29 protein-coding genes are annotated in these 24,923 nt (G+C 65.0%); 14 read left to right on the top strand and 15 right to left on the bottom strand.

What is annotated here, in order from left to right; all coding sequences use genetic code 11:
* Position 1: 1 nt before the first annotated feature.
* On the bottom strand, positions 2-1,633 hold the full coding sequence (gene pgm / locus A5753_RS23195) for a phosphoglucomutase (alpha-D-glucose-1,6-bisphosphate-dependent) (protein WP_067134157.1): 1,632 nt from the start codon (positions 1,631-1,633) through the stop codon (positions 2-4).
* A gap of 101 nt (positions 1,634-1,734) precedes the next feature.
* On the opposite strand from pgm, the gene crcB (A5753_RS23190) reads away from it, so the two are divergent.
* The gene (gene crcB, locus A5753_RS23190) at positions 1,735-2,133 is read left to right on the top strand and encodes a fluoride efflux transporter CrcB (protein WP_067134154.1); all 399 of its coding nucleotides are present in this window, start codon (positions 1,735-1,737) and stop codon (positions 2,131-2,133) included.
* Positions 2,130-2,513 (top strand): fluoride efflux transporter CrcB, encoded by a 384-nt coding sequence (crcB, locus tag A5753_RS23185; RefSeq protein ID WP_231990151.1) that lies wholly within the window; start codon positions 2,130-2,132, stop codon positions 2,511-2,513. Before crcB (A5753_RS23190) ends, crcB (A5753_RS23185) begins: the two co-directional genes overlap by 4 nt.
* Before the next feature lie 18 nt (positions 2,514-2,531).
* Here crcB (A5753_RS23185) and A5753_RS23180 read toward each other — a convergent pair whose 3' ends face one another.
* Genes A5753_RS23180 through A5753_RS23170 form a run of 3 tightly spaced genes read right to left on the bottom strand, consistent with a single transcriptional unit; the run spans position 2,532 to position 4,518 of the window.
* Entirely contained in the window at positions 2,532-3,158 is a 627-nt protein-coding gene (locus tag A5753_RS23180; RefSeq protein WP_067134151.1) for a GNAT family N-acetyltransferase, read from the bottom strand.
* Positions 3,159-3,198: 40 nt separating this feature from the next.
* A complete protein-coding gene (locus A5753_RS23175) occupies positions 3,199-3,555 on the bottom strand; it encodes a DUF488 domain-containing protein (protein WP_067134148.1) in 357 nt (118 codons plus the stop codon).
* A gap of 39 nt (positions 3,556-3,594) precedes the next feature.
* A complete protein-coding gene (locus A5753_RS23170) occupies positions 3,595-4,518 on the bottom strand; it encodes a CoA ester lyase (RefSeq protein ID WP_067134145.1) in 924 nt (307 codons plus the stop codon).
* A gap of 315 nt (positions 4,519-4,833) precedes the next feature.
* Here A5753_RS23170 and A5753_RS23165 point away from each other — a divergent pair, with 315 nt between their 5' ends.
* The 3 genes from A5753_RS23165 (at position 4,834) to A5753_RS23155 (ending at position 7,448) form a co-directional block, all read left to right on the top strand.
* On the top strand, positions 4,834-5,121 hold the full coding sequence (locus A5753_RS23165) for a WGxxGxxG family protein (RefSeq protein WP_067134141.1): 288 nt from the start codon (positions 4,834-4,836) through the stop codon (positions 5,119-5,121).
* A 242-nt stretch (positions 5,122-5,363) separates the two neighbouring features.
* Positions 5,364-5,930 (top strand): hemerythrin domain-containing protein, encoded by a 567-nt coding sequence (locus tag A5753_RS23160; RefSeq protein WP_067134137.1) that lies wholly within the window; start codon positions 5,364-5,366, stop codon positions 5,928-5,930.
* A 42-nt stretch (positions 5,931-5,972) separates the two neighbouring features.
* Positions 5,973-7,448 (top strand): YdiU family protein, encoded by a 1,476-nt coding sequence (locus A5753_RS23155; protein ID WP_067134133.1) that lies wholly within the window; start codon positions 5,973-5,975, stop codon positions 7,446-7,448.
* 2 nt (positions 7,449-7,450) lie between these two features.
* Here the strand turns inward: A5753_RS23155 and A5753_RS23150 are convergent, their stop codons facing one another.
* From A5753_RS23150 to A5753_RS23135, 4 genes are all read right to left on the bottom strand, one after another.
* A complete protein-coding gene (locus A5753_RS23150) occupies positions 7,451-8,278 on the bottom strand; it encodes an LLM class F420-dependent oxidoreductase (RefSeq protein ID WP_067134129.1) in 828 nt (275 codons plus the stop codon).
* A 72-nt stretch (positions 8,279-8,350) separates the two neighbouring features.
* Positions 8,351-8,761 carry a DUF4267 domain-containing protein gene (locus A5753_RS23145; protein WP_067134126.1) on the bottom strand — a complete coding sequence of 137 codons (411 nt, stop codon included), beginning with the start codon at positions 8,759-8,761 and terminating at the stop codon, positions 8,351-8,353.
* A gap of 58 nt (positions 8,762-8,819) precedes the next feature.
* Entirely contained in the window at positions 8,820-9,092 is a 273-nt protein-coding gene (locus A5753_RS23140; RefSeq protein ID WP_067134123.1) for a hypothetical protein, read from the bottom strand.
* Between the two features lie 11 nt (positions 9,093-9,103).
* Entirely contained in the window at positions 9,104-9,700 is a 597-nt protein-coding gene (locus A5753_RS23135; RefSeq protein WP_067134120.1) for a TetR/AcrR family transcriptional regulator, read from the bottom strand.
* Between the two features lie 96 nt (positions 9,701-9,796).
* Here A5753_RS23135 and A5753_RS23130 point away from each other — a divergent pair, with 96 nt between their 5' ends.
* On the top strand, positions 9,797-10,801 hold the full coding sequence (locus tag A5753_RS23130) for an oxygenase MpaB family protein (RefSeq protein WP_067134117.1): 1,005 nt from the start codon (positions 9,797-9,799) through the stop codon (positions 10,799-10,801).
* Between the two features lie 92 nt (positions 10,802-10,893).
* On the opposite strand, the gene A5753_RS23125 is transcribed toward A5753_RS23130, so the two are convergent.
* A complete protein-coding gene (locus tag A5753_RS23125) occupies positions 10,894-11,292 on the bottom strand; it encodes a DUF732 domain-containing protein (protein ID WP_067134114.1) in 399 nt (132 codons plus the stop codon).
* Between the two features lie 175 nt (positions 11,293-11,467).
* Between A5753_RS23125 and A5753_RS23120 the strand changes: the two genes are divergently transcribed.
* The 3 genes from A5753_RS23120 to A5753_RS23110 all read left to right on the top strand — a co-directional run bounded on the left by A5753_RS23120 (position 11,468) and on the right by A5753_RS23110 (position 15,585).
* Entirely contained in the window at positions 11,468-12,925 is a 1,458-nt protein-coding gene (locus A5753_RS23120; protein ID WP_067134111.1) for a phospholipase D-like domain-containing protein, read from the top strand.
* Positions 12,926-13,007: 82 nt separating this feature from the next.
* Positions 13,008-13,871: a phytanoyl-CoA dioxygenase family protein gene (locus tag A5753_RS23115; protein ID WP_067134108.1), complete on the top strand. Its 864-nt coding sequence runs from the start codon at positions 13,008-13,010 to the stop codon at positions 13,869-13,871.
* Positions 13,872-13,938: 67 nt separating this feature from the next.
* A complete protein-coding gene (locus tag A5753_RS23110) occupies positions 13,939-15,585 on the top strand; it encodes an LCP family protein (RefSeq protein ID WP_369829348.1) in 1,647 nt (548 codons plus the stop codon).
* Between the two features lie 59 nt (positions 15,586-15,644).
* On the opposite strand, the gene A5753_RS23105 is transcribed toward A5753_RS23110, so the two are convergent.
* Complete coding sequence (locus A5753_RS23105; RefSeq protein ID WP_067134102.1) at positions 15,645-17,165, bottom strand: serine hydrolase; 1,521 nt, start codon at positions 17,163-17,165, stop codon at positions 15,645-15,647.
* Positions 17,166-17,381: 216 nt separating this feature from the next.
* Between A5753_RS23105 and A5753_RS23100 the strand changes: the two genes are divergently transcribed.
* The gene (locus A5753_RS23100) at positions 17,382-18,044 is read left to right on the top strand and encodes a M15 family metallopeptidase (protein WP_082971450.1); all 663 of its coding nucleotides are present in this window, start codon (positions 17,382-17,384) and stop codon (positions 18,042-18,044) included.
* A 26-nt stretch (positions 18,045-18,070) separates the two neighbouring features.
* On the top strand, positions 18,071-18,577 hold the full coding sequence (locus A5753_RS23095; RefSeq protein WP_067134099.1) for a DUF2505 domain-containing protein: 507 nt from the start codon (positions 18,071-18,073) through the stop codon (positions 18,575-18,577).
* 57 nt (positions 18,578-18,634) lie between these two features.
* Here A5753_RS23095 and A5753_RS23090 read toward each other — a convergent pair whose 3' ends face one another.
* The 5 genes from A5753_RS23090 to A5753_RS23070 are packed head-to-tail and all read right to left on the bottom strand — an operon-like array spanning position 18,635 to position 23,166.
* Positions 18,635-19,843: a cytochrome P450 gene (locus A5753_RS23090; RefSeq protein WP_067134096.1), complete on the bottom strand. Its 1,209-nt coding sequence runs from the start codon at positions 19,841-19,843 to the stop codon at positions 18,635-18,637.
* A gap of 6 nt (positions 19,844-19,849) precedes the next feature.
* A complete protein-coding gene (locus tag A5753_RS23085) occupies positions 19,850-20,728 on the bottom strand; it encodes a TIGR03619 family F420-dependent LLM class oxidoreductase (protein ID WP_067134093.1) in 879 nt (292 codons plus the stop codon).
* Positions 20,725-21,555, bottom strand: coding sequence for a TauD/TfdA family dioxygenase (locus A5753_RS23080; protein ID WP_067134090.1), 831 nt, complete (start codon positions 21,553-21,555; stop codon positions 20,725-20,727). Before A5753_RS23080 ends, A5753_RS23085 begins: the two co-directional genes overlap by 4 nt.
* 4 nt (positions 21,556-21,559) lie before the next feature.
* Complete coding sequence (locus A5753_RS23075) at positions 21,560-21,883, bottom strand: hypothetical protein (RefSeq protein WP_067134087.1); 324 nt, start codon at positions 21,881-21,883, stop codon at positions 21,560-21,562.
* Complete coding sequence (locus A5753_RS23070; protein WP_067134082.1) at positions 21,880-23,166, bottom strand: SRPBCC family protein; 1,287 nt, start codon at positions 23,164-23,166, stop codon at positions 21,880-21,882. Before A5753_RS23070 ends, A5753_RS23075 begins: the two co-directional genes overlap by 4 nt.
* A gap of 97 nt (positions 23,167-23,263) precedes the next feature.
* Between A5753_RS23070 and A5753_RS23065 the strand changes: the two genes are divergently transcribed.
* The 3 genes from A5753_RS23065 to A5753_RS23060 all read left to right on the top strand — a co-directional run bounded on the left by A5753_RS23065 (position 23,264) and on the right by A5753_RS23060 (position 24,874).
* On the top strand, positions 23,264-24,187 hold the full coding sequence (locus tag A5753_RS23065; protein ID WP_067134080.1) for a LysR family transcriptional regulator: 924 nt from the start codon (positions 23,264-23,266) through the stop codon (positions 24,185-24,187).
* A 30-nt stretch (positions 24,188-24,217) separates the two neighbouring features.
* The gene (locus A5753_RS24660) at positions 24,218-24,373 is read left to right on the top strand and encodes a hypothetical protein (RefSeq protein ID WP_197694778.1); all 156 of its coding nucleotides are present in this window, start codon (positions 24,218-24,220) and stop codon (positions 24,371-24,373) included.
* Between the two features lie 63 nt (positions 24,374-24,436).
* A complete protein-coding gene (locus A5753_RS23060; protein ID WP_067134077.1) occupies positions 24,437-24,874 on the top strand; it encodes a nitroreductase family deazaflavin-dependent oxidoreductase in 438 nt (145 codons plus the stop codon).
* The last annotated feature ends 49 nt before the right edge of the window (positions 24,875-24,923 follow it).

Genomic DNA, 24,923 nt, shown 5'->3' with positions numbered 1-24,923 from the left:
GTCACCCAATGACTTTATTAACTACCTCGCGCGCGGTTTCTTGCACCTCCGCCAAATGCTCAGGCCCGTTGAAAGATTCCGCGTAAATCTTGTACACGTCCTCGGTGCCCGACGGGCGTGCGGCGAACCACGCATTGGCCGTCGTCACCTTCAATCCGCCCAGCGGGGCGCCATTGCCCGGCGCCGCGGTCAGCTTCGCCGTGATCGGCTCCCCCGCCAATTCCGTCGCGGTCACCTGATCGGCGGACAGTGTCGACAGCCGGGCCTTTTGGTCTCGATCGGCCGGGGCGTCGACCCGCGCATAGAACGGTGTGTCGTACTCGGCGGTCAGCCGCTGATAGCGCTGGGACGGACTCGATCCGGTGACCGCGAGAATCTCCGAAGCCAGCAGCGCCAGGATGATGCCGTCTTTGTCGGTGGTCCACACCGATCCGTCCCGCCGCAGGAACGATGCCCCGGCCGACTCCTCGCCGCCGAAGCCGATGGTTCCGCCGATCAGGCCGTCGACGAACCATTTGAATCCGACCGGCACCTCGATCAGCTTGCGGCCGATGCCGGCGACCACCCGGTCGATCATGGACGAGCTGACGGCGGTCTTGCCGACGGCGATGCCGCCCGGCCACGACGGCCGCTGGGTGTAGAGGTATTCGATGGCCGCCGCGAGGTAGTGGTTCGGGTTGAGCAGCCCCCCATCGGGTGTCACGATGCCGTGGCGGTCGGAGTCGGCATCGTTGCCGGTGGCGATCTGGTAGCGGTCGCGGTTGGCGATGAGCCCCGCCATCGCGTCCGGCGAGCTGCAATCCATGCGGATCTTGCCGTCGTGGTCGAGCGTCATGAACCGCCACGTCGCATCGACCAGCGGATTCACCACGGTCAGATCCAGGCGATGCCGCTGGGCGATCTCGCCCCAATAGTCCACGCTGGCCCCGCCCAGCGGGTCGGCGCCGATCCGCACCCCGGCCGCGCGGATGGCATCGATGTCGACGACATTGGGCAGGTCGTCGACGTAGTTGCCCAAGTAGTCGTGCCGCTGCACGGTGCGCAGAGCGCGGGCCAGTGGAATGCGTTTGACCCCCACCCCGTCACGCAGGATCTCGTTGGCGCGCTTGGCAATTGCGTTGGTCGCGTCGGTGTCGGCCGGGCCGCCGTTGGGCGGGTTGTATTTGAAGCCGCCGTCGGCGGGCGGGTTGTGCGACGGCGTCACCACGATTCCGTCGGCCAACGCCTCGGCGCGGCCACGGTTGTAGGACAGGATGGCATGGCTGACCGCGGGTGTCGGCGTGTAACGGTCGCGGGAGTCGATCATGGCGACGACGTCGTTGGCGGCCAGCACCTCGAGCGCGGACACCCACGCCGGCTCGGACAGGCCGTGGGTGTCCCGGCCGATGAATAACGGCCCCGTGGTGCGGTGCTCGGCGCGGAACTCGACGATGGCCTGGGTGATCGCCAAGATGTGGGCCTCGTTGAACGCGCCATTGAGTGCTGACCCACGGTGCCCCGACGTGCCGAAAGCGACCTGCTGCGCGACATCACCGGCGTCCGGCTGAATCGAGTAGTACGCCGTCACCAGGTGGGGCAGATCGACGAGGTCTTCGGGCTGGGCCGGCTGACCGGCGCGGGGGTTTGCCACCATGGGTACCAATTCTGCCCGTGTCCGCGGCCCCCCGGGCTGCGCCGGTCTGGACTTCGGCCATACGCTGCGTAGCGCAGCGGCAATCGAAGGGAATTCGCCCAGTGGCTCAACGGGACTATCGCGAATTGGCCGCGGTATTCGCCGGTGGGGCGCTGGGCTCCCTGGCCCGGGCCGCCCTGAGCACGCTGGCCGGCGATGACCCGGCGAGCTGGCCATGGCCCACCTTCATGGTCAACATCGTCGGGGCGTTTCTGGTGGGCTATTTCACCACCCGGCTGCTGGAACGGTTGCCGACATCGAGCTATCGACGGCCCCTGCTCGGCACCGGATTGTGCGGTGGTTTAACGACTTTCTCGACGATGCAAGTCGAGACCCTGAAGATGATCGAACACGGCCACTGGGGGCTGGCCGTCGGCTACACGCTCGCCAGCATCGCGTTGGGCCTGCTGGCGGTGCACCTTGCCACCAAGTTGGTACGCCGGGTCCGGGTGCGCCGGTGACCGCCGCCACGGTGACGACGGCTCTGGTCTGGGTCGGCGTCGTGCTCATCGGCGGCGTCGGGTCGGTGCTGCGTTTCGTCATCGACCGCACGGTGGCGCGCCGAGTGTCGAGACCGTTTCCGTTCGGCACGCTTGCTGTGAACATCAGCGGCGCAGCGCTTTTGGGTTTCCTGGGCGGCCTGGCGCTGAACAGGGAGGCCGCGCTGCTGGCCGGCACCGCCTTCGTCGGCGCATACACGACGTTTTCCACCTGGATGCTCGAGGCGCAGCGGCTCGGCGAGGAACGCCGGCTGCGAGCCGCACTGGCCAACATCGTGGTCAGCGTCTTGCTCGGTGAAGCGGCGGCGTTCATCGGACAGCAGATCGCACAGCAGTTGTGATCCGGGTCCGCGGCGCCATCAGGCGTCGCGCTGACGCGGTATGTCGTCGGGAGTTCGGGGCAGCACATACAGCGCCATCCGCCGATTCGACATGGCATGCTCGCCGAGAAACGCGCAACCGCCTCGTTCACAGAACTTGCGCGCCAACGCGTTGCGATGATCGGGATCGAACATGATGCGGCGACACCGCGGATCGAGGGTGAAGATGCTGATCACCAAATACGGCAGCAAGTAGCTGACGTGCCCGCGTTCGATGTGATCCAAGTCGGCGACCGCGACGTGCAGTCCCAAATCGTTGGGATCATGCTCGTATCGACGAGCAATGGAATCCTTTGCCGCTCTGTATAATTCGATGTACGCGCGGTCTACACCGTCCAGGGTGGCGATGAGCGGGCGAGAGAAAGCGCCCTCCAATTGCGCCTCGAGGTAGCGATGCCACCGTGCCACCGGCCAGTTGGATTCCCATGCCTCGACCAGGTGCGGCCGGCTCATCCACTCCGAGACCATCTCGGCGTCGGTGTCCGGGTCGGCAACGCGCAGACCATACGGCTCGGGCAATTCCGGAATGGGCGGCGGTGAGACGCTGCGGATCGCCTCGGGAAGGTCGGTCAGTTCCCGCGGAAGGATGGGTTCGGCGTTAGTCATGTCAACCGGCGAGCCTACGACGGCGTGGGTCTGAGCCGGTTCACCGGGGTTCGAGCAGCTTGGCCAAGACAGCGGCCTGGCTGATGTCCAGGTCTCGGGTCGCGGTCACCAGCGTCACGGCTTTCCGCTTGGCGAGCTTGCGCAGGTCTTCCAGCGCGGCACTGTCACCCAGTTCCGCCTTATAGCGTGACACGAATTCGTCGAACCGGTCCGGATCGTGGTGATACCACTCGCGGAGATCCTTCGACGGCGCGACGTCCTTGCACCAGATACCCACCCGCGGATCGTCTTTGCGCACTCCTCGCGGCCAGACCCGGTCGACCAGGACACGCTGGCCCTCGCCGGGGTCGACCTCGTCGTAGACCCGCGTCACCCGGACCCGCTTTTTGGCGCTCACAGGCTCAGGGTAGCCGCGGACGTGGCGGCGTCCGTCGGCTCAGTAGTGATAGGTGTCCGAGGGTGCGGGCGAGTGATCACGCTCTTCCTCGTCGATGTCCAACGCCTCGATCCCGTACGCGCGGGCCAGCTCCAGGATTTTGGTGGCCCGGGCGATGCGGGGCAGATCGGAGCCATTGCGGATCTCTCCCCCGTCGCGTTCGAACTCGGCGAAAAACTCTTTCGCCCAAGATATTTCGTCCTGCGATGGTGACAGCCCCTCATTGACCACGGCGCATTGGTCGGGCGTCAGGCAGATCTTCCCGGTCATTCCGAATTGGGTTGACACCGCGGTGGCCTCGATCAGTTTCAGCGGATTGGAGCCGATGGTCGGCCCGTCGATGGCGCTGGGCAGGTCGGCGGCCTTGGAGGCGATAGTGAAGCGGGATCGCGTGTAGGCCAGGGTCGCCGGGTCGTCGCCGAAACCGGTATCGCGGCGAAAGTCGCCGATGCCGAAGGCGAGCCGGAACGTGCCCTTAGTCGCGGCGATCTCGGTGATGCGCTCCAGGCCCCGGGCGGTTTCGACCAGAGCCACGATCGGGACGTCGGGCACCCGCTTCGCGGTCTCGGTGATGTGGTCGACCGATTCGACCATCGCCAGCATCACTCCGCCGACCGGGGTGGTGGCCAGGGCGGCCAGGTCGTCCGCCCACCAGGGAGTGCCGAAGCCGTTGATGCGGACCCAGTCGGTGTTTCCGGCGTTCAACCAGCGCACCACGTTGTCGCGCGCCGCGTGCTTGTCTTTTGGCGCGACCGCATCCTCGATGTCGAGGACGATGATGTCAGCGTGCGAGTGCACCGCGGACTGAAACCGGTCGTCGTGTGCACCATTCACCAATAGCCAACTTCGAGCCAGAACAGGATCGATGCGGAAGCCGATGACGTCATCGGACTCTGGCGCGCTGTTGTTGACCTGCTCGTACATGTCAGCTGAGATGTCGCCTTCTCGTGGTTGCAGTCCTGGGCTCCTTTACCGTAGCCCGGCCGGGTGTGAACTCACTCCGAACGGTCGTGTCGTCTTTCGATTTCGGGCAAGAACCCGCCGAGGCCCGGGGATCCAGCAAACGAAACCGCCCTCCGACGGGTTTCACCGTAGCTGCCTCGGGGTAGAACCTCCTTCGCCACGTTACGGCCATCGGTCGTGCGTCGGATCCTGCGGAGGCTAGAGCAACCTGGTCCCGAAATGCGTCTCGATCACCCGTCTCTGGGACCGACCGAGGAAAAATCACGAGGAGTAGATATGCGTAAGGCCATAGCAGTCGTTTCAGCGACCGGGGCATTGTTGTTCGGTGGAGCGGGTGTTGCAAACGCCGCCAGTCCGAGTGCTCCCGCACCGTCGTCCACCACCACGACACTGGCGGACAACAACAACACCGGCAATGACCAGAAGAGCGACAACAACGGCTTGTGGGGCCTGGTCGGTCTCTTGGGTCTGGGCGGACTCGCCGGGCTGATGCGCCGAAAGGATCACGTCGCGGGCACCGGCACCGGCGCCGGACCGGCCGCCACTCGGGGCCGCGGAGTTTAACCCCGCGCCTTAGTCCTCGAGCTCCCCGTCAGCCGTCGTGCGGCTGACGGGGATCGCTGGGCGACGGGCGCTGCTACACAAAACCGTTGCGCCGCAGCGGTTTTGCTCATTGAGTGGGCGCAATGAGCGTCGCGCGGAGCGCCGGCGTCCGTTTGGCCATTTGCGCGGCGGGTATGCCTCGTTCAAGCCGTACACAGCCCAGCGTGCGTCCCCTATTCCCCTCATCACAGGAGGTACCGGCGATGGCCGAGATGATTATCGAATCACCCGACGAAGTCGTCGCATTCCTGAAAGCGCAGCACAACCTCATCGAGGACATGTTCGACCAAGTGCTGCACGCCACGGATCCCAAAGCGCGCGAGGAGCCATTCGCAACGTTGCGCCAGCTGCTGGCCGTCCACGAGACGGCCGAGGAAATGGTGGTGCATCCGCGCGTGCGGCGGGAGGACGATGCCGGCGACGCCATCGTCGACGCCCGCCTCAAAGAGGAGCATGACGCAAAGGAACTGCTGTCGGCGATCGAGAAGCTCGACATCACCTCCGACGAATTCATTGCAGAGCTCACCAAATTGCGCGGAGCGGTGCTCGAGCACGCCCGGCAAGAGGAGGACGAAGAGTTCCCCGTCTTGAAGCGCAAGGTGGACACCGACGACCTCAAGCGAATGGGGGCGGCGGTACGCGCCGCTGAGGCGATCGCTCCGACGCGCCCCCATCCCGGCGTGGAATCGGCGAAACTGAACTTCGCGCTTGGGCCGTTCGCGTCCATGCTCGACCGCGCCCGCGATCTGATCGGCAAAGCCCTCGGATAGCGCGCCCGGCGCGCCTTTTGGAGTTTCCGTAGGCTCGATGAGATGAGCGTTGCCCCGGATACCACCGTTGCTCTCCAAAACCGGTTCTTCCGCGAGTTGCCGGAGATGGCGGTCCGTTGGCAGGCGGAGACATTCCCCGAGTTGCAGCTGTTGGCGCTCAACGAACCCCTGGCCGGCACGCTGGGACTCGACGTCGGCTGGCTGCGCGGTCTCGACGGGTTGCGCTTTCTGGTCGGCAACTCGGTGCCCGGTGGCGCCACTCCGGTGGCCCAGGCCTACGCCGGGCATCAGTTCGGCGGCTTTGTTCCGCGGCTGGGCGACGGGCGTGCCCTGCTGCTCGGCGAACTGGTCGACGGCGACGGGCGGCTGCGCGACATACATCTCAAGGGATCCGGCGCCACGCCGTTCGCCCGCGGCGGCGATGGCCTGGCCGCGGTAGGGCCGATGCTGCGCGAATACCTGGTCAGCGAGGCGATGCACGCCCTGGGCGTGCCGACGACGCGGTCGCTGGCCGTCGTGGGGACTGGGCGTCCGGTCCATCGCGAAGAAACGCTGCCGGGTGCGGTGCTCACCCGCGTGGCAAGCAGTCATCTGCGGGTGGGCAGCTTCCAGTTCGCCGCGTCCACCGGCAATGAAGACCTGCTGCGCCGCCTCGCCGACCACGCGATCAGCCGCCACCACCCAGCCGCCGCCGAGGCGAAGAACCCGTATCTCGCCTTGTTCGAAGCGGTGGTCGCAGTGCAGGCGTCGCTGATCGCCCAATGGATGCTGATCGGATTCGTGCACGGCGTGATGAACACCGACAACACCACCATCTCGGGCGAAACGATCGACTACGGGCCGTGCGCCTTCATGGAGGTCTACGACCCCGACACCGTCTTCAGTTCGATCGACTTCTGGGGGCGCTACGCCTACGGAAACCAACCGGTCGTCGCAGGATGGAACCTCGCGCGCTTCGCCGAGACACTACTTCCGTTGCTCTCGGAGAACACCGAGGACGCCATCGCGCTCGCGGAGCAGTCGTTCGCGGTGTTCCAAACCCGCTACGACGCCGTATGGAGCTCCGGAATGCGAGCCAAACTCGGCTTGTCCGCCGACGTCGACGCCGAATTCGCCACGGTGCTGGTCGAAGAGCTGCTCGCGCTGCTCAAGCAGAACCACATCGACTACACCTCGTTCTTCCGCCGGCTCAGCCACGCGGCGCGCGGGGATGCCAGATCCTGTGCCGAACCCGTCCGCGGATTGTTCGCCGACCTCGCCGGCTTCGACGCGTGGCTGACGCGGTGGCGGGCGTTGGGTCCCGACGCCGACACAATGGATCGCACCAACCCGATCTACATTCCGCGTAACCATCTGGTCGAGGAGGCCCTGGCCGCCGCGACGGCCGGCGAGCTCGGCCCACTGCAGCAACTGCTGGCGGCCGTCACCGACCCCTATGCGGAACGGCCGGGCCTCGAGCGCTACGCGGAGCCCGCCCCCGACGAGTTCGGCAAGTATCAAACCTTCTGCGGCACTTGACCTTACGAAAGCTTGGCGAGCTCAGCCTGCAACCCGTCCAGGCGATGCAGCGTCTCGTCGCGAGGCTCCGTCGGTAAATCCACCAAGAGGTGTGTCAACCCCAGCTCGCGATAACCCTCGAGTTCCTTCGCCGTCGGCTTGCCGCCGTGGAAGTGGATCACCGGCACGTCCCGGCCGGCCACGTCACGCAGTTGCTCGAGCGGAGAAGACAAATCCTGCGCCGACGCCGTCATGGACAGCCAGCCCGTGTGCAGCCGAGCGATGCGCGTGAAGCCCGCCGGTCCTCCGCCGAGATAGAGCGGCGGATGGGGCTGCTGGATAGGCTTGGGCCAGCTGTAGATGGCGTCGAAGTTCACGAATTCGCCGTGATATTCCGCCTTTTCGTGTGTCCAGATCTCGATCATCGCGTCCAGCCGCTCGTCGACGACGCGCCCCCGGACGGAGGGGTTCACACCGTGGTTGGCGATCTCCTCGCGCAGCCAACCGACGCCCACCCCCAAACGAAATCGCCCCTGCGACACCAGATCCAGCGAGGCGACCTCTTTGGCCGTGTGGATCGGATCGCGCTGAGGAACCAGTGCGATCCCGGTGCCCAGGATGAGCCGTTCGGTGGCGACCGCCGCGGCGGTCAGCGCCACAAACGGGTCCAGCGTGCGGTAGTACTTCGGCGGGATCGGACCACCGCCCGGGTACGGCGTCTTGGCGTTGACCGGGATATGCGAATGCTCGGCGAGGAAAAGCGATTCAAAACCACGCTGCTCGAGCGCCTTGCCCAACTCGGCGGGGCCGATTCCGTCGTCGGTAACAAATGTCAGCACACCGAAACCCATGAAGCTCAGTCAACCGCATCGTCGCGCGGCTGTCAGCGCGCGAGCCTGTTTCGGCGGCTCGGGTATGTCAGCTCATGGCGCTGGTTCTTCGGTCACCGCGCGTTTGGCCGGACGGCGGCTCGGACGGACCGCCCCCCACAGGCCGGCGGCGACGCCGACCGCGGCGCCGCCCAGGCCGATGATCTGCTGCGAGGGCTTCAGTTCGCCGTGCACGCTCAACCCTCCGACCAGGTCGGCCACGTCGGCACCGGCTGAGGCCAGGAACCACCCGCGCGTGTTCTTACCGCGCAGCGCCGCCCCGGCGAGCAGAGCGCCGATCAGAGCGTCGCGATAACCCATCGAGCGCAACAACAATTGCGCGGTCGGCGTCGGCTCCTCCGGGTCGCCCCATAGCTTATTCGCCCGTAAGGGATCGACGAGAAACGAAACGCCAGAGGCGAGGCGGATGGTGCCCGCAAGGAGGCCGAACCGGTCGATTGACATGTTCACAGAGCCTAGGAGCAATCCGTCCCGTCGTGCACGCATTCCACCCGCACGTCGCTCACGGCGCGGGGCAGGAATCGGCGATCTGCAACGACGCCGGCCACAGCACCGTGGTCGCCCCGAAGGCTATGGCGTCGGCGCCGGTGGGCGACACCGCTTCGATCCGGGCCTGGATTCGCTGGGTCTGCTCGGGGTGAAAGGCGGTCCACGCGAACCCAATACACAGGTATGGAATCAACAGCCACACCGTCAGTTCGATAAGCGCGCCGACGCTGATCTTGTGCCCGAGCATGCGCCGGACCGGAGCCATCGCGTGATCGATTCCGCCCATGACACTCCCAGCTACCGCAGCACCAGTTTGAGAGCGTAGTCGACGACGGCGTCGAGATCACTGCCCAAATGCCCGGCGAGCCACTGCTGAGCAAGCTCGGCCATGGCACCCGTGTACAGGGCGGCGGCGACCTCCGCGGCCACCGGATCGGAATCCGGATTGAGGCGCCAGCCCTCGGTCAGCACGCCCTCGCGCAGCATGTCCTGCGTCGCGCGACGGCGCGCGGCCAGCACGGGGTTCGTGCGGGCATCGGTGAACAACACGCGACCGCGGCGCGGATCGGCCGACGAGAAGCCCAGCACCGCCGCGATGCCGGCGCGGGTCCGGGCCCCCAACGAGTCCCCCGCCTCCTCGATGGCGGCCGCGATCACCTCGGTCAGCTGCTCACTCACCCGGTCGTAGACCGCGCCGAGCAGGTCGTCGGTGTCGCCGAAGCTTTCGTAGAAGTACCGCGTATTCAGCCCGCATTCCCGGCACACCGAGCGCACCGAGACGGCGGCCTCGCCCCCGCTGCCGAACACGCGATAGGCGGCCTCGACCAGCAGCGCACGACGCTCGGCGCGGCGGTCCTTGAGCGGTATACCGGCCCACCGGGTGGGACTCGACATCCCTACAGCGTAAGTCGAGAAGGCCCGGGTCTTGTCACACCTGTAGCCAAAACTTATTCTGGTTACAGTCGTGACCAGAATGTCGAGGAGCGAGCTGTGTTTCTGCCACACCAGATCGTCGGGCAGCTGATCAACAAAAAGCTGGACGAAAACATGCGGCGGTACTTCTTCCGTGGCATGGAGTTCGCCGCACCCGTCGGCGATCCGGGATGGTTCGGCCCCGACAGCGCCGTGTGGCGGGTGCATTCGCACCTGCCCGCCCTGATCTTCGGCCTGCAATGCGCCGCCTTCATGGAGACCCTGGACCCGTCGATCTATTGGATGGGCATGCACCACTCGCGGTTGATCAAGCGGGACAGCAACGGAAACCCGATTTCGCAGGTGCCCCATATCGACCCAGAAGGCGCCGCGACACGCCTCGGCCACTCGGTGGCGTTCTTCATCGGCACGGCCTACGGGTCGACGGAAACCGCTGAGCGCCTGGCGAAATCCGTGCGCGCGATGCACCACACCATCAAGGGCACCCGGCCCGACGGTGCCCGCTACGACGCCGATGACCCGGAGTGGCTGCGGTGGAACTACGCGACAGTCGTCTGGGGCCTGGCCACCGCGCACGAGCTGTATCATCCAATGCCGTTGCGCGGCAAGAAACTTGACCGCTACTACGGTGAGTTCGTCCGGGTCGGGCACGCGCTGGGAGGCACCGACCTGCCGACCACGAAGGCCGAAACGCTCGAGTGCCTGGAGTCCTACTTACCGAGACTGGCTGTCACTCATGGTGAGGCGATGGGCACCGGCCCCAACGTCTCCATGCCGCAGGCAGCGGTCGACTGGGCCATCCGCGACACCATGCCGAAATGGGCCAAGCAGATGCTGCAGCACCGCGACTGCAATATCGTGGAACGTACCGCTCGTCGCACCGCGGTGTGGTCGATCATCAACGGGATCAACGCCGCTTCCGGCCCCACACCGGAATTTCAGCAGGCCCAGGCCAGGGTCATGGGAGGCACCGCGGTTGCCCACACCCTGCCGACCTACGTACTCGGCAGCGATGAGGTCCACAGCCGCTCCGAGGTGGAGCGCAGCTTCCAGTCGGTGTAGTCGCTCCCGCCGCCTCCGGTGCTCGACACCGGGCAGATTTCACACACGGCCTATCCGCGCGAAACCCGTTGCGGTACAACCAGAAACAACTGCTACGCAGCGCCGGGTGTGATGATGGGAATGTCGATGAACGGCGGCGGTTGCGGCGCCGGAGGCGGCGGTGTCTGGGTGACTGGTTGCCCCAGATGCTGAGGACAGTAGGCGCTCGCCGCGATCATCGTGAATTGGGCGGCGCCGTCCACGGTGAACCCCGGATTACTCGACGACACGCTCTTGATGACCTCGACCTGGGGACTGCCCTCGTCCATCAGTTGGCAGGCCCTCTTACCGACCCCGACGGCGGCGGCCGGATCCTGATAGGTGATTCCGGCTTTGTTCAGCGCGGCGATGAACCTCGCATCGGCTCCCGAAGTGCCGACCGGATCGGCGTACGCCGGCGCGGCCGCGCCGATGAGTGCGGCGCAGCCCGCAAGCACTACCAGCATTCGCATCGCTTCATCCTCGTATAGATCGGCGCCGTTTGTCCTGCCAACCCCTCAGTCTGTGCACACACGGGCAAGTCGAGCGGCCTGGTGGCGGTTCCGCACCAATGCTGGCATTCGCCCTGGATGTGGTACACAGTGGCTATGTCCGCGCTGTCCCGTCAACCTCGTTGAGAGGCCCGGCGTGAACGACAATCGACTTCTGACTCCTGGCCAGACCTGCTGGCGCGCGGCACGGGCCGACCAGTTCGCCCCCATCATCGATGCCGCCGACTATTTCAAGCACGTCAAGGCGGCGATGCTGCGCGCCCGCCATCGAATCATGCTGATCGGCTGGGACTTCGACTCCCGGGTGACGTTCGAGCGGGGCGCGAAGACGCTTCCCGGGCCCAACCAGCTGGGCGCATTCCTCTACTGGATTCTGTGGAAACGCCCGAGTCTGGACGTCTATCTGCTGAAGTCCAATCTGCGGCTGCTGCCGGCCTTCGATGGAATCTGGTTTGGCCTCACCCCGGTATCGCTGCTGAACCAGATCAGCAGCAGGCGAATGCATCTCGCCATCGACGGCGCCCACCCGGTCGGCTCGGTGCATCATCAGAAGATCGTGGTCGTCGACGATGCGGTGGCGTTCTGCGGCGGCATCGACTTGACACTCGAACGATGGGACACCCGTGCCCACGCGCATCGCAACCATCACCGCCGGACGGTGGGGCGCGGCTACGGTCCGCGACACGATGTCGGCCTGGCGGTCGACGGCGCAGCAGCGCGGGCCCTGGCTGAGCAGGCCCTGACCCGGTGGCAGACCGCGACCAAACAATCGTTGTCGCCGGTGCGGGCCAAGCACAGCGCCTGGCCCACCAAGCTGAAACCGACGCTGCGCAACGTCGACGTCGGCATCGCCCGCACCGTGCCGAAGCTCGAGGACTCCGATGAGGTCCGGGAGGTGGAGGCGCTCAACCTGGCCGCCATCGCGGCCGCCCGGGACACCTTCTATGTGGAAAACCAATACCTGGCGTCCCGAACCATCGCCGAAGCGCTGGCTGCGCGGCTGCGCGAAGACGAGGGTCCCGAGATCGTCATCGTGCTGGCCCGCAGAGGCAACAACCCGCTCGAGCGGGGAACCATGGACAGCGCACGCCACCGCCTCATCCATCTGCTGTGGGAAGCCGATGAGCATGGCCGGTTGGGCGTGTTTTGGCCAGCGACCGACGGCGGAGCGCCGATCTACGTCCATTCGAAGGTGCTGGTGGTCGACGATCGGCTGTTGCGCATCGGCTCCTCGAATTTCAACAACCGGTCGATGGGGTTCGACAGCGAGTGTGACGTCGCGATCGAGGCGCAGCCGACTTATTCCGAACACGACGAGCTGCGCCGCGAAATCGCTTCGGTGCGAAACGAATTGATGGCCGAACACCTGGGTGTTTCGGTAGGCGAACTGGAAGCGGCGATCGGTGAACACCGGTCGGTGTTGAAGGCCATCGAGGCGCTTCGCGGAGATGGCAAGACATTGCGGCCCTTCACCGAACGCACCATCGCCAACGAGGCGGGTCCGCTAGCCGAGAACGACCTGATGGATCCCGACCACGTGCCCCGGTCGCTGACCCGCAGCGTGCAACGGTTCATCACCGGCCTTCGGGGTTGACCCCGGTCGGCGATTCGGGTGTGGGTTGAGCCGAATTCGGCCTAGGGTGGGCAGGAGCGCAGTGGAGCAAGGACGAGCACCCATGAGCATCGACGACGAATCGGTCACCACGCTGGAGGATTTGCGAGGCGATCTGGCGCAGCGCTACAAGCGGACGCCGACCGGTGGAAGTTCGATCGACAGCGCGATCGTCGAAGCCGACATGGCCGCGCTGGATCGCGACGGCTACGTCGTCTGGGACAACCTGCTCAGCCCCGAGCGGTGCTCGCAGATCCGCGACGTCGTGCGCCCTTGGCTGGGGCACACCGGACGAAACTCCTTTGAGGGCCTGCGCACTCAGCGCATCTACAGCGTGCTGAGTAGGACCCGGGCGTGCGATCGACTTGTCGATGATCCGCGGGTGCTGGCTGTGCTCGATCGGCTGCTGATGCCCAACTACCTACTTTCGGCGTTGCAGGCCATCAACATTCACCCCGGAGAGGCCGCACAGCTGGCGCATCACGACGATGGCTTCTACCCGATTCCGCGTCCTCGGGCGCCGCTCGCGGCCGCGACGATCTGGGCGATCGACGACTTCACAGCCGACAACGGCGCCACCGTCCTCTACCCGGGCAGCCACCGCTGGGGAAAGCGCCGGCCGGGTCCCGACGATCAGGCCCTCCCCGTCGTCATGCCCGCCGGATCGTGTGTCTTCTTCGTGGGCACGCTGTGGCACGGTGGGGGCGCCAACAACACCGACCGCGAGCGCCTCGCCGTCACCGCGCAGTACTGCCAACCGTGGCTGCGGCCCATGGAGGCCTACACCCTGTCGATATCGCGCGACATCGCCCGAGCGGTGTCGGATGACATTCGCCGGATGCTCGGATACAGCATTCATCCGCCGTTCGTCGGCAACGTCGACGGTCTGCATCCGTTGCGGCTGTTGGAAGTCGGGCCGCAGCCCTAGCGAGCGTCCGATCGGGAGGCCGGGCGCTGGTTTGACGCATCGCTACCTGGCTATTCATAGTTTTGAAATGACGCGTCGAGCGGGCCCGCCCGACGAGCAAGATTCAGATTCGCCGACGGCCGGGCCCCGGAATCGCTTGCACCGCAACCATCGGATGGTGGCCGGTGCCAAAACGCTGGCCGCGCTGACGTCGCTGGCCCTGGTGGCCGCCATCGGCATCGCCTGGCATGCCTACCGCAGCGCCTCGGCGGGCATCACCAAATCCGAGGCATTGGCCGGTGAACCCGCGTCGACCGGAAGCGAGCAGAACATCCTGATCATGGGGCTCGATAGTCGTCGCGACCAGCACGGACAGCCGTTGCCACCCGACATCTATGGCGCGCTGCACGCAGGCAGTGAGGATTCCGCCGACGGCGATTCCGACGCGCTCATCGTGGTGCATCTGCCCGCCGGCGGTGGTCGGGCCACCGCGATCTCGATCCCCCGCGACGACTACGTCGAACTGGCCGGGTGCCCGACCTCGGATTGCCGCGGCAAGATCAAAGAGGCCTACAGCTTCGCCTACCAACGCGTGATGGCCGGCCACGGCTCCGCCGCCGTGTCCCCGACTCCGACCCCGCTTCAAGGACAAGACTTGACCACTAGGGAACAGACGGCGCGGGAGGCGGGCCGCAAAGCCGAAATCAGCACAGTCAAGAACCTCTTGCAAATTCCCATCGATCACTTCATCGAAGTCACCCTGGCCGGGTTCTTCGAAATCGCACGGGTGGTCGAACCGATCACGGTGTGCCTCAGCGCCGACACTTCGGACCGCTACTATTCCGGCGCGGACTTTCACCGAGGACTGCAACAGATCAGCGCAACTCAAGCGTTGGCTTTCGTCCGCCAGCGCCGCGACCCCAACGACGCGGCCTTCACCGACCTTGATCGGAGCCGGCGTCAGCAGGCCTTTATCGTCTCGGTGGTCAGCGCGATGCGCCGAGGCGGGATGCTGTCGGACCCCACCAACCTGCATGCCCTGCTAGACGTCGCCAAGCAGAACATCGCCGTCGACGTCAATTTCGACTTCGACGATTTCGTTCGTAACGCGTTGGAATACCCCAACAGGCCAGTCGCGCTGTACACGCTGCCGGTCACCAGCTTCGGCGAAATCTCGAATGGTGCCTACGTGAACTTCATTGACGCACCCACCATTCGCTCCATCGTGCGCAACCTGGTGGGCACCGATTCGTCGACAACACCCTCGACCAGCAGCCCCACCACAGCACCGCAACCGGACAGCGGCGCGCAGAGCACCGCCGGCAGCGTCACGCTCGACGTGGTCAACGCCTCGGGCCGGCAAGGCGAGGCCGCAAGCGTCCAAAGAATCTTGGCGACTGGACAATTCAGTGACGGCAAGCTCAGCAGCGCCGACTCCACCAGCGAGACGAGCAGCGTCGCCTACGGGCCCGGCGCGAAGATCGCGGCCACCGAGCTCGCCGACCAGTACGACATTACGGCGACCGCATCCGACAGCATTGCCGGCAACACGGTGCAGCTGACCGTCGGGACGGATTTTTCCCGGTTCGACCACCACCGCACTTTGACGTCGGAATCGACCACAACCGCGGCGGCGCCCGTCACCACCGTGCCGGCCACCGTGGCCGGCACGCAAGAACCTGCTATCACCAACCTCTCCCGCATGACCGCCGACGGCATTCCCTGCGTGAAATGACGTGAGACTTGGTCATTTCGTAAGGCCAGGCGTAGATGTCGTGGCCGACGCGCGGCGTTTTAGAGATGCAGGGCCTGCGCCGCGGCCGTAGCCACGGCACCCCTGAGATTCGAGATCGGCGGGCTGCCCCGCAGGTGAATCGAGTTCGAGAGCAGGATGACGTAGGTATTTGAGCCTGGGTCCATCCACAGCGTCGTTCCGGTGAACCCGGTGTTGCCAAAGCTGCCGACGGGAAAGACCTTTCCCCGGGGCCTGGAGTAGGCCGTGTCGATGTCCCAGCCAAAACCAAACAGGCTTTGCCCCTCGATCGCGGGATAGCGGGCGGCGTGAGCTCCTTGGGCGGCGCGGTTTGCCGCTTCGACTTGGCCGGCGGTGTGGCCGGGCTGCTGAGGGGTTGTCATCAGCTCGAGAGTTTCGGGCCGCAAAGGAAACTCACCCGGGCGGCCGGCTAGCCGATCAAGCAGCGCCTGCGCAAAGATACTGACGTCGTGCGCGGTCGAGAACAGGCCGGCATTGCCGGCCACTCCCCCCATGCGGCGCGCCGTCGGGTCATGCACGGTACCCCGAAGCAGCGCATAGAAATCCGGATTTCTGCTCGGGTCGTCTCTGCTTTCCTCGTCACGCGCCGTCGGCGCGATGCGCGACAGGAGGCTCGTGTTCCATGTCCCCGCGGGACAAGTCATCAGCTCGCCTGCCGGCGGGGCGGGCGCAAAGGCGACCGCCGCCCCTCGCACCACGTGTGAGCCACACGCTTTGGCCGCAGGAAGGTAGCGGGTGTCTTGCAGGCCAAGCGGCGCAAAGACATTGCGTTGGACGTACGTATCTTCGGCCTCGCCCGTGGTCTGTTCGAGCAGCGCGCCCAGCAGGATGTAGTTGATGTCGGAGTATCGGAAGAGCTCACCGGGACCCGACTGCAGTGGCGTGGTGAGCGCGCGACGAATGCCTTCGGATTTGTCGGGTCCGCCCAGCCCCCAGGGGTCTTGAAGGCTGACGTCGATCCCTTCGCCGGAGAAGTTGGTCAGCAACATGCGAACCGTGACCTTGGCGCGCCGTGCATCGTTCGTTGTGTTGAAGTCGGGCAGATATTTCTGCACCGGATCGTCGAACGCGACCTTGCCCTGTTCGTAGAGCTGCATGATGGCGACCGCCGTTGCGAGGCACTTCGTCAATGACGCCATGTCGAAGATCGTGTCCTCGGTCATCGGCTCCGCGGGTGCGGACGATCCGTCCAGGCCCGGTTCGCCCGCCAGTTTGCGCGACCCGTACGCCTGGTGGAAGACGACGTTGCCGCCGTGCCCGACCACCACCACGCCACCCGGCAACCCGCCCGCCGCGATCGCGTCGTTCATCAGCTTGGAGACAGTTGCGAAATCAGGTGCGGGCGCCGCGGCCGGGGTCTCCGATGGCGCAGGCAAGGGCACGGACGTCAGCGCGGGCTGCTGCGGGCGGTCGGCGACCGGCGTGTGTGCCGTAAACACCCAGGGTGAGGCCACGACGAGGCCGAGCAGCACCATTGCGACCACGACCGTCTTGCGCAGCGCGGTTGCCCTGAACTTCCACCTGCCACTGACCACAGGCATACGGCAAGGGTAAATCACGGCCTGACGGCATCCACGACTTCTTCGGTTTCGGCGCAAAGCGGCTGTCGCGCAGCAGGTTAGAGCGGTATGCAGTAGCGTTGGCCCCGGACGTGTCGCGACGCCGGTCGCGGCGGTCGAGTCGATCTCGGAGCGAGCGGTGAGGACGCATCCCCATTGACGTCCGCCAGGCGATGGGTTGCCGTGCTGGCGGGCACGATGGCGGCCGGGGTCACGTTGACGCAATGCGCCGCCGCGCCGGCGCCCCCCGTGGCCAGGCCATCGTCCGCCGCGTCGTCGGCGGCCGGCGCGCCGTCAGCGGGTGCCGATCACAGCATTCGGCCGGTCACCGCCGCGGAGCTGGGCGCGAGCTGGCGGCCGGGCTGTCCGGTGGACCCCGCGCAGCTACGACGAGTCGAGGTCGACCACCTAGGTTTCGACGGACATACGCACCGCGGCGAGCTGATCGTGCACCAGGACTTGGTGCCGGAGGTCATCACGGCCTTCGCTCGGCTCTACCGACTCGGCTTTCCCATCGAAAAGATCCGCACCGCCGACCACTACCCGGCCGCCGACGATGAGCTCTCCATGCAGGACGACAACACGTCGGCGTTCAACTGCCGGGGCATCCCCGGAAGCGAGCACTGGTCGCAACACGCCTATGGTCGGGCTATCGACCTCAATCCACGTCTCAACCCGTGCGTCTACGCCACCGGCGCCTTCCAGCCACAAAACGCGGCCCACTACCTGGACCGCAGCCAAAGCGAGCCAGGACTCTTACACGACGGGGACCCCGCCGTGCGCGTCTTCACGGATCGCGGGTGGCGGTGGGGCGGTCACTGGACGGCGCCCATCGATTATCAGCATTTCGAGCGGCCCTGAACCGGCCTCTGTAAGAATGGTCGGATATGTCACGCTCATATGACGTCTCGACCGAATCACCCGCTAGTGTCGAACAAGTCCATGCCGCGTTCGGTCGCGAGGATTATTGGCTGGCCCGCATCGCCGATGCCCCCAGCATCACGCTGGATTCGCTGGTGGTCGACGCCGATGGCACGGTGACGGTGAGCACCAGCCAGCATTTCGGTCGTCAACTGTTACCCGGCCTGGTGTCCAAGCTCATCAAAGGCGACCTGAAGATCGTGCACACCGAGATATGGCGGCCGGACGGTGACCGCCGGGTGCGCGGGCAAGTCAGCGTCTCGGCGTCCGGCGGCTTGGGGTCTGGTCATGTGGAGAGCTGGCTGGCACCGACGGATGACGGCGGTTGCCAAATGCGCTCTGCCCTGCGCGTCGAGGTGAAAATCCCTCTGCTGGGCGGCAAACTCGAGAAATCCATCGGATCCGATTTGGCCAACGGCATTCCCGAGATAGTGCGCTTCACCACCACGTGGATCACCGAGAACGAGGTCTAAGTCTTCGTCGTGTCCCGTGCCGAGGCCGAACGTCGACGCGACTCGGCGGGCAGTGACTTAAACACAGGCCGGCATACTGTCCCAGCCGCGCACGGCTGACGACGACGAGAACACCGCGGCATCGAGGTCGACTTCCCAGTCGGGAAAGCGATTCATGATCTCGTCCAGCGCAATTCGACCCTCGATCCGCGCGAGCGCGTTGCCGAGGCAGTAGTGGGCACCCACCCCGAACGTCAGATGTTGGCGCGGCACCCGCGTCACATCAAACGTTTCGGCGTCCTCCCCGAATCTCCTTTCGTCGCGGTTGGCTGCTCCGATCAGAGTCAGGATCGCGCTGCCCTTCGGCACCGTCTCGCCGTGGAATTCGATGTCACGGGTGACGTACCGCGCAGCTTGCAGCGCGGGTGGCTCGAAACGCAGCAGCTCTTCGATGGCCCCGGGCAACAGTGATCGGTCGTTGGCCAGCAGTCGGCGCTGATCGGGATGCTCGGAGAGCAGCTTGCCCGACCAGCCGATCAACCGCGTTGTGGTCTCCGACCCCGCGACCGCAACGACTTTCATGAACATCAGCAGTTCGTCGCGGCGCAGCTTTCTGGTGACGCCGTTTTGGTCCTTGAATTCGGCGTTGAGGAGTTCCGTCGTGAGGTCGTCGGCGGGATGGTTTGTGCGCCAGTCGATGAAGTCGGCGAAGACCTCGCCATCGGCGAGCTTGGCATCGGTGTTGTCGGTCATCCGGCCACCACGCTTGGTGCGGACGAACTTTTCGCCGTCTTTTTGAACTCGCCGCTGGTAATCCTCGGGGATTCCGAACAGGATGCCCACCACGCGCATCGGCATGATGGCGCCGAGATCTTGGACGAAGTCGAGCCGGTCGCCGCCGGCCAGGGGGTCCAGGCAGCGCTGCGTGAACTCGCGGATCATCGGCTCCAGGGCGTTGATTTTGCGGGGCGTGAACGCGCGGGAGAGCAAGCCGCGGTGGATGTCGTGCACGGGTGGATCTTCGAAAATGAGCAGTCCCGGCGGAATGTCTATGCCCGCCTTGATGATCTCCAGCACGACACCGCGTGCGGAACTGAATGTTTGGTGGTCGACTAGTGCCCGGTTGACGTCGTCGAACCGGCTCAGCGCATAGAAGTCATGTTCGTTGTTGTAGTACAACGGCACGTTCTCGCGGATGCGTCGAAACATCGGATAGGGATCGGAGTTGAGGTCGACGTCCCACGGGTCGTAGTACAGATCATCGCCAGTCCTGATGGTCACGGCCATTCCTGACTACTGCGTCTGCGCGTTTGCGCCGAAGGTTTCGCGGTGCAGTTCGATCAAGGCGTGGAGTTGCTCGAGATAGTGCTGCAACGAGTGGTGAACGAAGCGGGCCGAAAGGGTGGTGGTGCCGCCGTTGGCCAAATCCCGCAACGTCTCTCGCGTCGCTTCCGGTTTTCCGGCGGGATCGAGGGGCTGTTCGGCGGGCATCACCACTTCGAAATTCGGTGGTAGTTCGAACCGCCCCAGCCACTGCGCGGCCGTGTGGATCGACACGTAGAACGGGCACCAACCGTCCGCCAGGGTGACCGCCCGTCGCAACGAACGTCGCGTGCGCCCGCCGACCCAGATCGGCGTGTGTGGTTGTACCGCACAGGGGTCGACGGTCAGCCCGCCGAAAGAGTAGAACTCACCGTGATATGCCGGCTCATTGCTGGCCAGCGCCGCCCGCAGCGCCCTCAGGGCGTCGTCGCCGCGGGCGCCGCGGTCCTCGAAAGGCGCACCGAGAAGGTCGAACTCCGCCTTGAGCGAACCGACGCCCACACCGAGGATCACCCGTCCATTGCTGACGTGGTCGAGTGTGCCGTAACGCTTTACGATCGCCAGCGGATGGTGGTACCCGAGCACCAACGTCATCGTGGCGAAGCGAATCCGCTTGGTGCGCCCCGAGACGTAACCGAACGTCGCCAGCGGATCCCAGTAGCGAGCTCCGCGCCGACCGGATTCGGTCGAGGGCATGCCGATGTGCTCGCTGCAGGTCATGTGGTGATAGCCGAGCCGATCTGCGAGCTCCGCGACCCGGCCGATGTCCTCGATGCCGGCGTCCTTCTCCCATTCCAAGGGCGCTCCAGCGACATTGGTGACGACCGGGGTGGCGATGCCGAGCTTCACTGCAGGGGCTCTTCACCCGCGAGAATCGTTCGGTGCATGAGCCGGCCGCTGTCCACCGCATACGGCAACACCCGGTGCATGGTCCCGGTGTTGTCCCAAATGAGCAGGTCGCCCGGCTGCCACTGATGCTGATAGACGTACTGCGGCTGGGTGGCCCAATCACGAAGCCGCGCAAGCAGCGCCCGGCTTTCCTCCACCGGCAGGCCGATCACGTAATCCGAGGTCGCGCCCAACAGCAAGGATTTACGGCCGGATTGATGCGTCCACACGATCGGGCACGCCTTCGTTGGCGACTTCTGCCAGAAGGCCACCTCGTCGTAACTCATCTCCGGGGTGACGTAATACTGCGAGCGTTCCGCGCTGTGCACCACGCGCAGCTCCGCAATCGCGTCCTTGTCGGCATCGGGCAGGTCGTCGTAGGCCGCGTAGGTGTTGCAGAATTCGGTCTGCCCCCCGATCTCGGAGAGCTGCACTGCGCGCAGCAGCGTGGCCAGGTTGGGCAGCGGCTGCAGCGATCCGTCGAAATGCCAGAACATCGAGCCCTGCAGGTATTTGGCGCGCTGATTGACGTTCTCGTCGAGGGAGATCTTGTTGATGCCGCCCTGGCCCTCGTTGGCGACCAGCGTGCCGAGGGTCTTGGCGATGGCGACCTGCTCCTCGTCACCGATGTCCAGCCCGCGGAAGAACACCACGCCGCGCCGCTCGAGAACGTCACGGATCGTCGACGCCTCCCGCCCGCTCAGCAGCGTGTCGAGATCGGTTCGGATCTCGCTGCCGATTCTCGGGGTGAGGTCGACGATCTCCAGCTGCGCAGAAGTGAGTCCCATGGTTTCAGCTGACTCTCGTGAGAATGGTGTTGGCCGAATGCTTTACCCGCGGCTGCTTCCACAGCTCGACCGCCAACGAGACGGTGATCAGCGAGTAGAGCAGGTTGCGCAGGTTGGCCACATCGTCGGGCAGCGGCTCGGAGTAGTCGAACTTGTCGATGTAGGCGACGGCTTCCTCGGCGTGTGGAAACACCTCGTCGTAGAAGGCCCGGATTTGGTCCATGGAGCTGTTGACGCGTTTGACATAGCGCTGATGGCCGTCCTCGATCGCCCACTCGGGCACCAGGTGCTCGAGTTGCGAAAACTCCCTCGGCAGAACCGTACTCATCTCGAGCGTGCCTTGGCCGCTTCGCCGGCCGCAACGTAGTCGCCGACCACAGTATGCAGATGGCGCAGCAGGATTTCCTCGTCGTTCATCGTGAAATGTGTCAGCACACCGCTGTTGAGCATCGCCTGCAGACCCTCCGACGGGCTCGCGTCCTCGAGGATGATGTCGTTGAGGAAGGTCACGGTGAGCTCCTGGCCGAGCCGCTCCTTGTGCGTCTTCGGCGGCTGATAGAACATCTCCGCCTCGAACACGTGCGAGTGCGGACCCGTCGGCCAGTGGGCGTGGGTGCTGAATCCGGACGCCCCGAAGATGATGACGAAGTTGGGGAAGAACTGGAACGAGTCGAACCCGTACTTTTCCGACCGGGTCGGATTGATCCCCGCGGGTATCGGCCCCCGGTCCAGCTTCTTATTCCAGGGGCCAGCGGCGCTGGCTTCCATCACGCATTCAATTGGCTTGGAATATGGCGTCTTTTGCGAGGGTTCACCGGAGAACGAGAACATCCGATGCGGACCGCTGAGCTGGTAGGCCAGCGCGTCGGTGAACGGGTTCGGTCGATCGAACGCGTCTCTGGCCTCCGCGGTGAGGGCGCCGAACGACGACGCGTGCAGGTACGGTCCGTGGTAGCTCTCGGCGAAGCTGTCGACGAAGATCTTCCAGTTGCACTGCAACTCGGCCGAGAATTTGTAGATCTGATGCGGGCCGCCAAACGGATAGCCCTCGATGCCGTGGGCCAGTTCGCCGAGGAAGGAACGCAGCGGCTCGGTGTTGTTCGGGTTGAGATTGATGAAGATGAAGCCCTCCCACACCTCGCACTGCACCGCAGGCACCCGACAGCTGTCAGCGTCGAAGTCCAGGAGCAAATCCTTGCGAGTGGCCGAGTGGAGCGAGCCGTCCAGCTTGTAGCGCCAGCCATGGAAGCGGCAGTACAGCAACGGGGCGCGCCCGGACACCTCCTGGAACGGGTCGTCCTCCCACAACATCTTGTTGCCGCGGTGCGGGCAAATGTTGTGGAAGGCGCGGATCACCTGGTCCTTGCCGCGCACGATGATGATTGAAGTGTTCAGGAACCTGAACTCGCGGGTGAAGTAGCTGCCCGAGCGCGGGACTCGTTCGACTCGCCCGACGTATAGCCAGGTCTTCTTGAAGACGTGCTCGCGTTCCTTCTCGTAGAACTCTTCGGACACACAATCTTCGAGCGACACCGGGCCGCGGCCGAGTTCGGGATACGCGTCGGTCCAGTGCCCGGTCGGGGGTTTGGCGACGGCGCTGGGCTGATTCATCCCCGTACCTCCTACGTGGTGCGGCCGACGCTAGCAGGTGCGGGGACTCCCAATAAGGTGTACGTACGCAACACCCTGTTGCATACTTGGAACACCGATGGAACAGAATCTGCCCTTCGACCTCGATGCCCTGCTGGTCTTCGGCAAGGTGGTGGACTGTCGCGGCATCTCGAAGGCGGCGACGGCGCTGGGCATGCCAAAGTCCACGGTCAGCCGGAAGTTGACCAAGCTGGAATCGGACCTGGGCGTCAAGCTGCTGCGAAAGAACACGCACCAGCTGACGGTCACCGACATCGGCGAACAGATCTACGACCATGCGGTGAACATCTTGACCGAGGCCAACGGTGTACGGGCCCTGGTGGAAGCCAGTCGGCAGGAACCACAGGGAGAACTGCGGGTGGCGATACCGGTGAGCCTCGGCATCGACTACGCATCGCGCGTCGGCGCCACCTTTCTCCAGCGTTACCCGCACTCGCGCTTAGACATTCGATTGGTCGACAACATGGTTGACCCGATCAAGGACGGTTACGACGTCGTGTTCGGTCCCGGACCGCTACAGGATTCGACGCTGATCGCGCGAAAAGTCTTCGACCTGAACCTGTTTCTGTGCGCCTCGATCGATTTCGTGGGTCAACTGAAGGATCAGCTCACCGAACCCGCACAGTTGAACGCTCTGCCGTTCATCGACTTCGGTTTCTGCGGACCTCAAAAGCTGGCGGTGACCAGACTCGGCAGACGATATGAGTTGTCGCCACGAGTGCGCGCACGAGCCAACAACTTTCAGGTGTGCAAGGAGTACATTCTGCAGGGTCTCGGCATCGGCGCTATGCCCACGCAGATCATCTGCAGCGAGGAACTGCGTAAGGGCACCATCGTGCCGATCCTTTCCGAGTGGGCGGTCGAGCCTCTGGCCGTGCACATGATCTATCCCTTCGAGCTCTCCTTCTCCACGCTGATCAGCGCCTTCTACGAGACGGCCTGCCAGATCATCGTCGAGAACATCGCCCGGGCCGAGAGCTGAAGTTGGCCTGAGATACGCGACAATCGCCTCATGCCCCATGAACCCGAACATCCGCCGGCCGCGCCGAAACCGAAGCGGGTGCACGTCACGCCCGAGGATCTTGAGAGGTTCGGCGACGAGGAGCAGATGCGCGAGGCATCGGACGACCGTCGGCTGCGCGACGAGCAACCGCCGCACCACCAGTAACGCCGGCGGCGCTCAGGGAACCGCACTGGAAAAGTGGGGGGCCGCTGAGTGAGACTGGTAGCTATGAGTTTCGTGGAAACGGTCTTCGCGCAGATTCTGCGGGTGCACGACACGGTCTATCAGAAGACGAACGGCTGGATTGGTCACCGCACGCTGTGGATACCGAGCCTGCTACTGCACACCGTCGGGGCGAAAACCGGCAAACAACGCACGACGTCGCTGTCCTACGCCCGCGACGGTGCCAACTACCTGATCGTCGCCTCCAAGGGCGGTGCGCCCCAGGCTCCCGGCTGGTACCACAACCTGAAGGCCAATCCCGACGTCGAGATCAATGTCGGCCCAAGGCGTTTCGCCGTCACCGCACGACCGGTGCTCTCCGGCGATCCCGACTACCAGCGGCTGTGGCAGATCGTCAACAAGAACAATCAAAACCGCTACAACGAATACCAGAAGAAAACGTCGCGCCCCATCCCCGTCGTCGTCCTGGCCCCGAGGGGTTAGGACAACCGATAGCCGCGCGAGTCACGTTGCGGCGGGCGCCTCTAGGCCG

The organism is Mycobacterium sp. 852002-51971_SCH5477799-a, from assembly GCF_001667145.1.
Taxonomy (GTDB): domain Bacteria; phylum Actinomycetota; class Actinomycetes; order Mycobacteriales; family Mycobacteriaceae; genus Mycobacterium.
Note: the sequence above shows the minus strand (reverse complement) of the source record. Positions and strands in the feature narration are given on the sequence as shown.

Excerpts from the sequence above, each read along its gene's own strand:
- pgm (WP_067134157.1), bottom strand. The coding sequence starts at position 1,633 with ATGGTGGCAAACCCCCGCGCCGGTCAGCCGGCCCAGCCCGAAGACCTC.
- A5753_RS23180 (WP_067134151.1), bottom strand. The coding sequence starts at position 3,158 with ATGACTAACGCCGAACCCATCCTTCCGCGGGAACTGACCGACCTTCCC.
- A5753_RS23170 (WP_067134145.1), bottom strand. The coding sequence starts at position 4,518 with ATGTACGAGCAGGTCAACAACAGCGCGCCAGAGTCCGATGACGTCATC.
- A5753_RS23165 (WP_067134141.1), top strand. The coding sequence starts at position 4,834 with ATGCGTAAGGCCATAGCAGTCGTTTCAGCGACCGGGGCATTGTTGTTC.
- A5753_RS23160 (WP_067134137.1), top strand. The coding sequence starts at position 5,364 with ATGGCCGAGATGATTATCGAATCACCCGACGAAGTCGTCGCATTCCTG.
- A5753_RS23155 (WP_067134133.1), top strand. The coding sequence starts at position 5,973 with ATGAGCGTTGCCCCGGATACCACCGTTGCTCTCCAAAACCGGTTCTTC.
- A5753_RS23150 (WP_067134129.1), bottom strand. The coding sequence starts at position 8,278 with ATGGGTTTCGGTGTGCTGACATTTGTTACCGACGACGGAATCGGCCCC.
- A5753_RS23145 (WP_067134126.1), bottom strand. The coding sequence starts at position 8,761 with ATGTCAATCGACCGGTTCGGCCTCCTTGCGGGCACCATCCGCCTCGCC.
- A5753_RS23140 (WP_067134123.1), bottom strand. The coding sequence starts at position 9,092 with ATGGGCGGAATCGATCACGCGATGGCTCCGGTCCGGCGCATGCTCGGG.
- A5753_RS23135 (WP_067134120.1), bottom strand. The coding sequence starts at position 9,700 with ATGTCGAGTCCCACCCGGTGGGCCGGTATACCGCTCAAGGACCGCCGC.
- A5753_RS23125 (WP_067134114.1), bottom strand. The coding sequence starts at position 11,292 with ATGCGAATGCTGGTAGTGCTTGCGGGCTGCGCCGCACTCATCGGCGCG.
- A5753_RS23115 (WP_067134108.1), top strand. The coding sequence starts at position 13,008 with ATGAGCATCGACGACGAATCGGTCACCACGCTGGAGGATTTGCGAGGC.
- A5753_RS23110 (WP_369829348.1), top strand. The coding sequence starts at position 13,939 with ATGACGCGTCGAGCGGGCCCGCCCGACGAGCAAGATTCAGATTCGCCG.
- A5753_RS23105 (WP_067134102.1), bottom strand. The coding sequence starts at position 17,165 with ATGCCTGTGGTCAGTGGCAGGTGGAAGTTCAGGGCAACCGCGCTGCGC.
- A5753_RS23100 (WP_082971450.1), top strand. The coding sequence starts at position 17,382 with ATGGCGGCCGGGGTCACGTTGACGCAATGCGCCGCCGCGCCGGCGCCC.
- A5753_RS23095 (WP_067134099.1), top strand. The coding sequence starts at position 18,071 with ATGTCACGCTCATATGACGTCTCGACCGAATCACCCGCTAGTGTCGAA.
- A5753_RS23090 (WP_067134096.1), bottom strand. The coding sequence starts at position 19,843 with ATGGCCGTGACCATCAGGACTGGCGATGATCTGTACTACGACCCGTGG.
- A5753_RS23080 (WP_067134090.1), bottom strand. The coding sequence starts at position 21,555 with ATGGGACTCACTTCTGCGCAGCTGGAGATCGTCGACCTCACCCCGAGA.
- A5753_RS23075 (WP_067134087.1), bottom strand. The coding sequence starts at position 21,883 with ATGAGTACGGTTCTGCCGAGGGAGTTTTCGCAACTCGAGCACCTGGTG.
- A5753_RS23070 (WP_067134082.1), bottom strand. The coding sequence starts at position 23,166 with ATGAATCAGCCCAGCGCCGTCGCCAAACCCCCGACCGGGCACTGGACC.
- A5753_RS23065 (WP_067134080.1), top strand. The coding sequence starts at position 23,264 with ATGGAACAGAATCTGCCCTTCGACCTCGATGCCCTGCTGGTCTTCGGC.
- A5753_RS24660 (WP_197694778.1), top strand. The coding sequence starts at position 24,218 with ATGCCCCATGAACCCGAACATCCGCCGGCCGCGCCGAAACCGAAGCGG.
- A5753_RS23060 (WP_067134077.1), top strand. The coding sequence starts at position 24,437 with ATGAGTTTCGTGGAAACGGTCTTCGCGCAGATTCTGCGGGTGCACGAC.